The organism is Nocardiopsis alkaliphila YIM 80379 (assembly GCF_000341005.1).
In the GTDB taxonomy this organism is placed as follows: Bacteria; Actinomycetota; Actinomycetes; order Streptosporangiales; family Streptosporangiaceae; genus Nocardiopsis; species Nocardiopsis alkaliphila.
The window spans coordinates 1-9390 of the sequence record NZ_ANBD01000154.1; the positions used below are offsets into that span (position 1 = coordinate 1).

Consider the following 9390-nt stretch of genomic DNA (forward strand, 5'->3'; position numbering starts at 1 on the left):
TGCGGGGTCATCGCCCTCATCGGCGCCTTCGGCAAGCAGCAAGAGATCAACGAGGAGCGAGGGTGGGGAGCCAACAACCTTCGCAACCAGGTGATCGAGGGCCCCACGCTCGATCACCCACTGCTCCAGGGTCGTCCCTGACGTAGTCCGGCACGCCTGGCCCGCTCACCTGAGCGGGTACACCACCATCAACAGGGGGTCGATCTCTCATGTCCGGCTCCACTCCCGGGCCCACTTGGGCTCCGGGGTACGACACCTCGACACAACTTCGCCAGGGGCGACGCGCCCGGATCGTTCGCGCGACCCGGGTGACCAGTGGTGCCGAGGTCGTGCTCAAGGTGCTCTCCGTCGAAGCCGGCCAGGCCGAACTCGGCCACCTGCGCACGCTCAACGGTGTACCCGGAGTGGTCCCCCTGTTGGACGCGGGTCCCACCGCGGACGGGGGTTTCTTCATCGCCATGCCCTTCTACCCGGACGGTTCGTTCGGGGAGATGCTGGTGAAGAAGGGCCCCGCGCCCCTCCAAGAGGCCGCCGCGATCGCGCGAAGCATCGCCGGCGCCCTGGGGGCCCTGCACGGCCGTGGCCTACTGCACAACGATGTCTGCCCTGGGAACGTCCTGCGGGCCGGACGCACACCGGTGCTCACCGGGTTCGGCGCGGTGTCCACCTCCGGTGAGCCGCTCCCGCCGCCATCGCCCCAGTTGGAGTCCTTCCTCCATTCATCGCCCGAGTCCCTACGCGGAGAACCGCGTACACCGGCGTCGGACGTCCACCAGCTCGCCTCGACGATCTGGACGTTGCTCATGGGCAGGGCACCGTTCTCGGCCACGGACGGTTCCCCCTTCGACCCGCAGGCCTACGCTCGTCGCGTGCTCTCCGAGGAACCCATACCGGTACCGCGTCCGGACGTGTCCCGCTCCCTGCGCCGGGTCCTCATCCGAGGCCTGGCGAAGGACCCCGCGGACCGTTTCTCGAGTCCTTCCGAGTTCGCCACCGCTTTCGAGAAGGCACGCTCCGCGGGCACTGCGGCGGCTCCCAGCGGTGCCCAGCCCTCGATGAGCGGGACCACTCCGGCGAGCGCCCCCTCCGGGCCCCAGGCACCACCTGCTTTCGCCGACCCCCAGTCCCCACCCGCCTTCTCGGGGCCTCAAGCACCACCGGCACCCACCGGACCACAGGTTCCTCCGGCCCCTTCCACCCCTCAAACGTCCCTGGCCCCGCCTTGGAGTGGGCCGGGCGGCCACCCCTCCGGCCCCCAGGTTCCGCATTCGCCCGCTCCTTCGGGTCCTCAGGTTCCTTTCGCGTCACCCGAAACCGACCCCCGGCGGCTTGGGCGCATACCGGCCGAGGGCCCCGGCCAAGACCCCCTCTCGGGCGAACCCACACCCCCTGCCGAACAGGACCGGGGCCGATTGGAGAGCGCCGCGAGGCTGCGCCCGCCCCAGCGCCCGCTCCCTACCCCCGAGGAACGGGAGATCCACGGAGCCGTTCCCGAAGCCGCTCCCCACAGCACCGCCGACCTCATGATGGCGAAACTGCGCGGCGAGGAAATCTCCCCGTTGCGCGCCTGGTCCCGACTCGAAGGTTGGAGCGGAGACATCGAGTCCGCCTACCTGCCCGTGGACGAGGTCGAGGAAGAATCCTCGGACCCTGAGTGGGATTCCCCGTCCGCGATCCAGGAACCTCCCAGGTGGCGCAAGCAGATGCACATCGCGGTGACGGTCTGTGGAGTTCTCATGGGCAGCGTGGTGGCGAGCGCGTTCGCCGCGACGAGCACCCCCGAACCGGTGATCGCCGCCGAGGAAAAGACCGAAGAGGAAGTGGCCGAGGAGGAGGCACCGGCCGAGCCGGCGGCCGAACCCTCACCACTACCCGAGGTGAACCCTCCGTCCGAGGTCAGGTTGGAGGACACCCTCAGCGCCATCACCCTGTCCTGGACCGACAACACCGGCGGGACCGGCTCCTACTTCGTGGTCGGCGGGCTTCAGGGCCACGACCCCACGACCTTGGCCCGCACCGGACCGGGCGCGGTGACCGCGCAGATCACCACGGACAACACCCAGGCGGAGTACTGCTTCACCGTGGTCGCGGTCGAGGGCGGATCCGCGACCTCCGACGAGGTCTGTACGACGCGGGCCGCGGAACGGGCGGCCGAGGCCGAACGCCTGGCCGAAGAGGAGGCCGCCCAAGAGGAAGAAGAGGAAGAGGAGGAGAACGAAGACGAACCCGACCCCTCGCCCTCACCCGACGCCGATGATTGAGCGTCGAATCCGGTCTGATGTCCCCTGCGGATAACGTGAGGAACGAGAACCGTCTCCTGCCACGGGGGATCCCACACTCCCGAACAGGTTCTTCCTCCCTCTCTTCCCGAAAGGCGACCTCGATGCGGCGTTCCCTCGCCTTGGCCTCGGCCGTGTGCCTGCTCGCCGTGACGGCCTGTGACTCCTCCTCCGAGTCCTCTGCCGGGTCTATTGAGACCGTGGAGGAACTCACCGAGGAAGGGCTGGTCGGACTGGCGTTGATCCACCGGGGATTCGAGGGCGGCGACCCGGAGACCGACCAGGTCCTGGTCTTCCACGACCCCGACACCGGTGCCCCGCTCCAGCGGATCGAGCTACCCGACGGCGCCGTGGACCCGATGGCCCCGGACGTCCCCGTGCATGGGCGCTTCTCCGACGACTGGCGGTACTTCGCCTTCGTCACCGACGAACCCGGCGCCGTGCACCTGGCACGACTCATCGACCCGGAGGAGGCGGAGGACGCCGAGGTCGAGGGCTTCACCTATCAGCCCATCGAGACGATCACCTCTGCCCAGAACGAGACCTTGTCGCAGCCGCTGATCCATGGGGAACGCCTCTGGTACGTCTCCGGGAGCGGAAACGGACAACCGCCCCAGGTCCTGTCGGTTCCGTTGGACGCCCCGAACGGAACCCCGAACCAAGAGGGCAGCCTGGCTCTGGGAGAAGGGCAGCGCCCCAGCGACTGGGCACTCACCCCGGACGGTTCCCTGCACATCCGCAACAGCGTGCCCACGCAGCAGGTGGCCGGTGGTGAGGGCAACCTCGTGGTCCGTTCGACCAACGGGACCGTCGTCAACGCCACCCTCACCACCAACGGGGAGCAGTGGCAGACCTTCGACGACGCGACGGTCTGGGGCGGCGACAACGCCCTTCTACGCCCTGACGGCGGCGGTGGTGGCCAAACCCCCAACGGCGCTTTCCTACTGTCCATCCAGGCACAGGGCTTCAGCACGACGCGGCTTCTGGCGGAGGAGGACAGCCCGGTCGTGCAGTTCGCTCCCTCCCAAGAACGCGACGCGGTCCTGCTCCAGACCGAACAGGCGTGGTTCCGAGTGGACCTGAAGGAGGGGGAGGTGGAGGAGACCGAGGAACTCTTCCCTCGCTACCACGACGCCTCCATGGACGGTTGGCCCCTCGTCGTTCGCTGGGCTCAGGAGCCGCCCGCAGACCCGAGTGAGGAACCCTCCCAGGGTCCCGACGCACAGAACAACCCTTGATCCCAGTGCTCCGGCAAAGTCGGGTGGTAGGAATGTGACCTGCGTCCTCGTAGGGCGAACAAGCAGAAACGGGTGTGTTCGACCCGGTTGGATGGAAGTTCTTCACGCTGCCATCTGTCCGAGGAACACGCCCGCGTATGCCATCGTCTCATCCCGGCGAGCTCCTCGTCGAACCCGTCTCCCGCCAGGACCACCTTCTCCAGGTCCTTCAACGTGTGCCTGGCCCACGCAAACCCCGTGGACGAGGCCACCCACGGGCCGCGCTGATCGCCGTGGCCGTGGTCACCCTCGACGCGATGCACACTCAGACCCACACCGCCACCACCATCCGGGCCGAGGGCGCCCACTATGTCTTCACGGTCAAGGCCAACAACGAACACCTGCACGCCCAGCTCAAGGAGCTGGGCGTGGAAGCAGGTGCCCGCACACGGCACACGCGATAGCGGGCACGGCCGCAAAGAGACCCGCACGCTCAAGACCTCTCAAGTTCCGGTGTGGATCCCCTTCGAAGGCGTCGCTCAGGTCGCTGGGCCGCGCCGGGCCACCTGGCGCAAGAAGTCCCCGGGCTCGGCCAACCGCAAGAGCGTGGAGGTCATCTACCTGCACACCTTGGCCGATCACCGCGTTGCGCCTGCGTTGGTGCTGTCGAGGTGGGTGCGCCGGCCCTGGGGGATCGAGAACAAGCTCCCTCATGTGCGGGAGGTGACCTACGACGAGGACCACTGCCAGGGGCGCACGGGCAGCACTCCCCAAGTCATGGCGACCCTGCGCAACACCGCGATCGGACTGCTCAGAGCAGCCGGGTCCGACAACATCGCCGAGGCCGACCGTCACATGATCCGCGACGAGGCTCGCCCGCTCAGACTCCTACAGAACCGACTTCGCCGGAGCCCTGACCAGAATCGGCTCCTACCGTTTCTTGCGAACCGGGGGTCAGATGAGTCCGGTCACGGTCCACGGGCCCCGATTCTCCTCCGTCACCACCACCGCTCCCGGGACCGGGACCAACACCGGAGCATCGGGCAGGCTGTACATGACCGAACCCTTGGACTCAAGCCACCACTCCTCGTTGGCGGTCATGTCCGCTTTCAACACCAGAGGATCTCCGTCCTCCCCCCACCGCGCGAACTCCACGTTCACCGGACCACGATCCAGATCAGGGTCGGTGAGGTAGTCCGTTCGAAGCACCCCCTCCTCCAAGAGCAACCCACGGTCGATGTCGCCTTCGGCCGGACGCAGACCCACCTCTGACCGGTAGACCTCCTCACCCTCGAACGAGGTGTACCAGTACTCCACCGTGCCCGCGTCATAATCCGCAGCGGTCTCCACGTATCCGTCATCGAGCAACCCCACACGATAACGCTCGGGCTCCTGGTAGGCCGCGCCCTCGATCTCCGCACCCGTAGCCGGGTCGATGAGAAACTCGTGCCGCTGATCTCCAACGCCCACCTCGAGAAAGAGCACCTCCGCCCCCGGCGAGAGTTCATGTTTCGCGACACGGTAGGACTCGTCCATGAACTCCTGCTCCACCTCCCACACAGGCTCACCCGTCTCACCGTCCAGACCGACCACGAGCATGCCCTGCTCTATCAGGTCGCCGGACTCGTGCTCCAAACCCGCCAAACCATGGGCCATGACGACCACGACCGTGTCACCAGCGCTCACCACGTCCTCGACCAGGACCTCGGTACCGTCCGCACGCCCCGCCGGCACATAACTCCACACTCGCTCACCCTCCCGAAAAGAGAACGCCTCCACCGGCCCCTCTCTCTGAGGTGGAGGGACCACGACCTGCGAGGTGACCGTGGCATGAGGCGCCGAACCCTTTCTTCGCAGAATCATCTCGTTCTCGGCGAGCAACCGCCCCGTCCCCGCATCCAGCAGGACCACGCTGTCCGGTTCAGCCCCCGGCAGCGAGAGCAGGATCTCCTCCCCCTCAGGCGTGACCCACGCCCCATGGACACCACCACCCTCCAACCGGTAGTGCCATAGCTCCTCACCGGTGGCACCGTCCAGACCGACCAGACCATCGCCCAGAACCATCACCGGCCCGGACCGACCAGGCAGCACATCGACCAGGGAGTTTTCCTGGTCAGGCACCTCCCACTCCCACGCGACCCGCGACACCGAACCCGGCACCTCATACGCGGGCGCCTCCCCCTCGTACACACGATGGTCCACCCCGGGATCGCCCTCACCCTCTCCGAAGAATCCGCAACCGGATACCGGCAACAGAACGGAGAGGACCAGAGCGCCCACGGCATTCGACCCGCTCACCCTCGAATCCGTGGCCGACCTCGATCCCGGCCACGCCGCCGGAACCAGGCCTGGCCCATATGCGGGGATGGACCGTCTCGTCGAGGTGGTGAAGATACGTCGCGCTTTACTCACAGGGGAGCTCACACTCCTGGGGCTCTCTGGGGGGAGAATTACGCGCCTAGACAATCACAGCCGACCCGAAGCTCTCCTATTGAGCCGGAATCTGTTGTTTCCTGTGGTGTTACAGGTACATGAGCGATGACGATGACCTGCGTGTGGACATGCGCAAGCTCGCACCCGCCCAGCAGGAAGCCCTGCGGATGCGGGTGATGGGCGCGATCAACGACGGTATGAGCCCAGCCCAAGCCGTGCGCGTCTTCGGCGTCAGCCCAGACTCGATCCGCAACTGGCGCCGCCGCCAAGAAGCAGACGGCACTCAAGGCCTGCGCTCGGGCAGGCCGGGCAGGAAACCGGGGCAGCGCACCAAGCTCACCCCCGCCCAGGAACAGGCCCTGGCCCAGGCGCTCTTGGACTACGAGCCCCAACAGTTGGGGGTGGGCGGCACCTTGTGGACCGCCGTCAAGGTCGCCGCCGTGGTCCAGGACTTGTTCGGCACCACCTTCACCGATCGGGGCATACGCAAGATCCTGCGCCGGTGGGGGTTGACCTTCCAGCTCCCGGAGCGGCGGGCGAGCGAAGCCGCCCCCGAGCCCAGCAGGAGTGGACCGATCACACCTACCCGGCCCTGCGCGAGCGGGCCCGGGCCCAGGGCGAACAGGTGATGTTCGCCGGCCAGGTCGGGGCGCGCTCAGATCATCTGAGTGGCCGTACATGGGGGTTGCGGGGTAAGACGCCGATCACCACCAGGACCGGTAACCGGTTCGGGGTCAACGCCATGAGCGCGATCAGCCCCAGAGGCAAGCTGTACTTCACCGTGTTCGAGGGGTCCTTCACCGCCCAGGTGTTCATCGGCTTCCTGGATCGGCTGATCAGGCACTTCACGACCAAGGTGCACTTGGTCGTGGATCAGCATTCGGTTCACCGGTCCAAGGCTGTGCGTGCCTGGGTCGCAGACCGTGCCGAGCAGATCGAGCTGCACTTCCTACCGCCCTACTCGCCCCATCTGAACCCTGATGAGCTGGTCAACGCCGACCTGAAGCGGCACCTGGCCGGTGAGGTCATCACCGACCGTCAGCGTATGCGGGCCCAGGTCCGCTCGTTCTTCCGTAGCGTTCAGCGGCTCGCGGGCCATGTCCGGGGTTACTTTCAGGCCCCGCACACCAGCTACACCATCAGAACCATCTAGTTCCGGCTCAATACCAGGTAAGGAAACATCGCGTGGCCTCGGAATTCTCCTCAAACGCTGGACATTCCGGGCGCATCGGCCTTCCCCGAGCCCACGGGCGACGCCCTATAGCGTGATATCCCGCGACCACCCGCGATGAGAGGACACCGAGCATGTCGAAGCAGGACAAGCGGCACGGCACCATGACCACCCTGAACTCGTTGATCGAGAGCACTCGTTCCATGGCCAGGGCGACCACGGTCTTCGGTGACCCGGTCACCTCCGGTTCGACCACCGTGGTGCCGGTGGCCCGGATCAGCGCGCTGAGCACCACGGGCGCCGGCACCGGAAAGTTGCCCCTGTGGGGCGGGGACGGCGCCGGAGGGATCGGTCTGGTCCGCGCCCGACCGTCCGGGTTCCTGGTGCTCTCCCCCGAGGGCGCCGACTTCAAGGCCATCCGTCAGCCCGTCGCCAGGCTGGTCCTGCCGCTCGCGATGATCACCGCGGTGGCCGCCACCCGCATCGTCTCGGTTTCGATGCGTGAGGCTCGACGGAGGAAGCGCATCCAGGCCGCTCACGGCGAGAAGGAGTGCCACCACGAGTAGGGCGCCTCTGTGACCTGGGCCGTGGTCGTCGGCGGCGCCCTCGGGTAGCGTTTGCCGAGCTGTAGCCGCACGGTCGTTCGGAGGGCGCCCCTTGTCCGGGGTCATCGTCGGATTCGGCGTCATCGCCAGTGTCGTCGCCATCGGCTACATGCTCGGCCGACTTCCGCTCCTGGGCCCGGGTGCCAGGGAGGTCCTCAACCGTCTGGCGTTCTACGTGGCCAGTCCGGCTCTGTTGTTCACCATCCTGGCCCGGACGGACTTGTCCATCCTGTTCTCGGCTCGTGTCCTGGTCAGCGTCTTGAGCGTGGTGGTCGCGGCCCTGTGCTTCCTCGTGGTCGGCCTCATCCGACGTTGGGGCGTCGGCCGCACGACGGTGGGTGTGCTCGGGTCCTCCTACGTCAACGCCGGCAACCTCGGTATCCCCATCTCCGCCTACGTCCTGGGCGACGCCTCGTTGGTCGCCCCGATCCTGCTGTTCCAGCTGCTGGTGTTGGCCCCGGTCTCCCTGACCGTGTTGGACCTGAACAACGGGCGGGTGCGAGGGTTCTGGCCGGTGCTGCGTCGCTCCTTGGGCACCCCGGTGCGCAACCCGGTGGTGATCGCGTCCTTGGCCGGGGTCGCGGTCTCCGCCTCCGGTCTGACCATCCCCGGGCCACTGATGGAACCCTTCGATCTGGTCGGTGGGATGGCGGTGCCGGCGATGTTGTTGGCGTTCGGGATCTCCCTGCCCGGTAGCCCCATGCCCGGCCGAGGCGGTCCAGAGCAGGGGCCCGTGTTGTTGGCGGTCACGTTGAAGTCGGTGGGGCAGCCGTTGGCCGCCTGGGCACTGGCCGCCCTGGCGTTCGGCCTGGAGGGCGCCGCGCTGTTCTCGGTGGTGGTACTGGCCGCGCTGCCCACCGCGCAGAACGTGTTCAACTACGCCACCCACTATCGAACCGGTGAGGTGCTCACCCGCGAAGTGGTGTTGCTGAGCACCTTCTTGACCATTCCGGCCCTGTTCACCATCACCTTCCTGCTGGGCTGACCACGGCTGACGACATCGGTCCGATTCCAGCCATGTCGCGATTGCCTGACGAAACGCACTCTCCCATCACGATCCGCCGGTGGCGGTGTTAACTGGTCAGAACCGTGGTGTCGGCCCCGCTCACCGACGCCCTCCGTGCCCCCACACGGCCTTTCCCCAAGGAGCGCAGTTGTCGTCCGGTCCTCTCCCAAGACACACGTCCCCCACCGCCGGCTTGGTCACCGGACTGTCCATCCTGGCGGCGATGGTGCTGCTCGCCGCCCCCGGCAGCGCGGCGCCCCTGGCCTCCCCACCCCTGACGGCCCCCGTTCCCCACCTGGAGCCCACCCCCGAATCGGTCCAGGAGTTCCTGGACACCCGCGTCCCCGAACTCCTGGCGGAACACGACGTCCCCGGCGCCGCGGTGTCCGTGGTGGCCGATGGCGCCCAGGTGGCCTCGGGCGCCTACGGTCGAGCCGATCCGGCCGACCAGACCCCTTTCGCCGAAGACCACTTGCTCCCCATCGGCTCGGTCGCCAAGTCCTTCACCGCCGCGGCCGTACTTCAGCTCGTCGACGAGGGCGTCCTGGACCTGCACGAGAACGTCAACACCTACCTCCCGGCGGCCGCCCGGGTCCCGGATACCTTCGCCGAACCGATCACCCTCCACCACCTGCTCACCCACACCTCGGGTTTCGAGGACCGGCTCCCCCGCGCCCCC

General features: G+C 67.5%; 9 protein-coding genes. 8 read left to right on the forward strand and 1 reads right to left on the reverse strand.

Annotation, left to right across the window (positions count from 1 at the left end; translation table 11 throughout):
- The first annotated feature begins 209 nt into the window (after nucleotides 1–209).
- The 3 genes from D472_RS0121150 to D472_RS27215 all read left to right on the forward strand — a co-directional run bounded on the left by D472_RS0121150 (nucleotide 210) and on the right by D472_RS27215 (nucleotide 3960).
- Nucleotides 210–2261 (forward strand): serine/threonine protein kinase, encoded by a 2052-nt coding sequence (locus D472_RS0121150; protein ID WP_017606450.1) that lies wholly within the window; start codon nucleotides 210–212, stop codon nucleotides 2259–2261.
- A 122-nt stretch (nucleotides 2262–2383) separates the two neighbouring features.
- Nucleotides 2384–3517: a hypothetical protein gene (locus D472_RS0121155; RefSeq protein WP_017606451.1), complete on the forward strand. Its 1134-nt coding sequence runs from the start codon at nucleotides 2384–2386 to the stop codon at nucleotides 3515–3517.
- 137 nt (nucleotides 3518–3654) lie between these two features.
- Nucleotides 3655–3960, forward strand: a complete 306-nt coding sequence (locus D472_RS27215) for a hypothetical protein (RefSeq protein ID WP_017606452.1) — start codon at nucleotides 3655–3657, stop codon at nucleotides 3958–3960.
- A gap of 490 nt (nucleotides 3961–4450) precedes the next feature.
- Here the strand turns inward: D472_RS27215 and D472_RS0121165 are convergent, their stop codons facing one another.
- The gene (locus tag D472_RS0121165; protein WP_239643020.1) at nucleotides 4451–5794 is read right to left on the reverse strand and encodes an outer membrane protein assembly factor BamB family protein; all 1344 of its coding nucleotides are present in this window, start codon (nucleotides 5792–5794) and stop codon (nucleotides 4451–4453) included.
- Nucleotides 5795–6027: 233 nt separating this feature from the next.
- Here D472_RS0121165 and D472_RS28005 point away from each other — a divergent pair, with 233 nt between their 5' ends.
- The 5 genes from D472_RS28005 to D472_RS26155 all read left to right on the forward strand — a co-directional run.
- Entirely contained in the window at nucleotides 6028–6558 is a 531-nt protein-coding gene (locus D472_RS28005) for a helix-turn-helix domain-containing protein (protein ID WP_086003804.1), read from the forward strand.
- On the forward strand, nucleotides 6522–7082 hold the full coding sequence (locus D472_RS26920; protein WP_239643021.1) for an IS630 family transposase: 561 nt from the start codon (nucleotides 6522–6524) through the stop codon (nucleotides 7080–7082). The genes D472_RS28005 and D472_RS26920 overlap by 37 nt, the downstream gene beginning before the upstream one ends.
- A 152-nt stretch (nucleotides 7083–7234) precedes the next feature.
- Nucleotides 7235–7666, forward strand: coding sequence for a GerW family sporulation protein (locus D472_RS0121175; protein ID WP_017606454.1), 432 nt, complete (start codon nucleotides 7235–7237; stop codon nucleotides 7664–7666).
- Nucleotides 7667–7757: 91 nt separating this feature from the next.
- Nucleotides 7758–8690 carry an AEC family transporter gene (locus D472_RS0121180; protein ID WP_017606455.1) on the forward strand — a complete coding sequence of 311 codons (933 nt, stop codon included), beginning with the start codon at nucleotides 7758–7760 and terminating at the stop codon, nucleotides 8688–8690.
- Between the two features lie 169 nt (nucleotides 8691–8859).
- Nucleotides 8860–9390, forward strand: a 531-nt coding sequence (locus D472_RS26155) for a serine hydrolase domain-containing protein (protein ID WP_033304381.1), incomplete at its 3' end; no start/stop codon positions are given.

Coding starts and splice junctions, on each gene's coding strand:
- D472_RS0121150 (WP_017606450.1), top strand. CDS start 210: ATGTCCGGCTCCACTCCCGGGCCCACTTGGGCTCCGGGGTACGACACC.
- D472_RS0121155 (WP_017606451.1), top strand. CDS start 2,384: ATGCGGCGTTCCCTCGCCTTGGCCTCGGCCGTGTGCCTGCTCGCCGTG.
- D472_RS27215 (WP_017606452.1), top strand. CDS start 3,655: ATGCCATCGTCTCATCCCGGCGAGCTCCTCGTCGAACCCGTCTCCCGC.
- D472_RS28005 (WP_086003804.1), top strand. CDS start 6,028: ATGAGCGATGACGATGACCTGCGTGTGGACATGCGCAAGCTCGCACCC.
- D472_RS0121175 (WP_017606454.1), top strand. CDS start 7,235: ATGTCGAAGCAGGACAAGCGGCACGGCACCATGACCACCCTGAACTCG.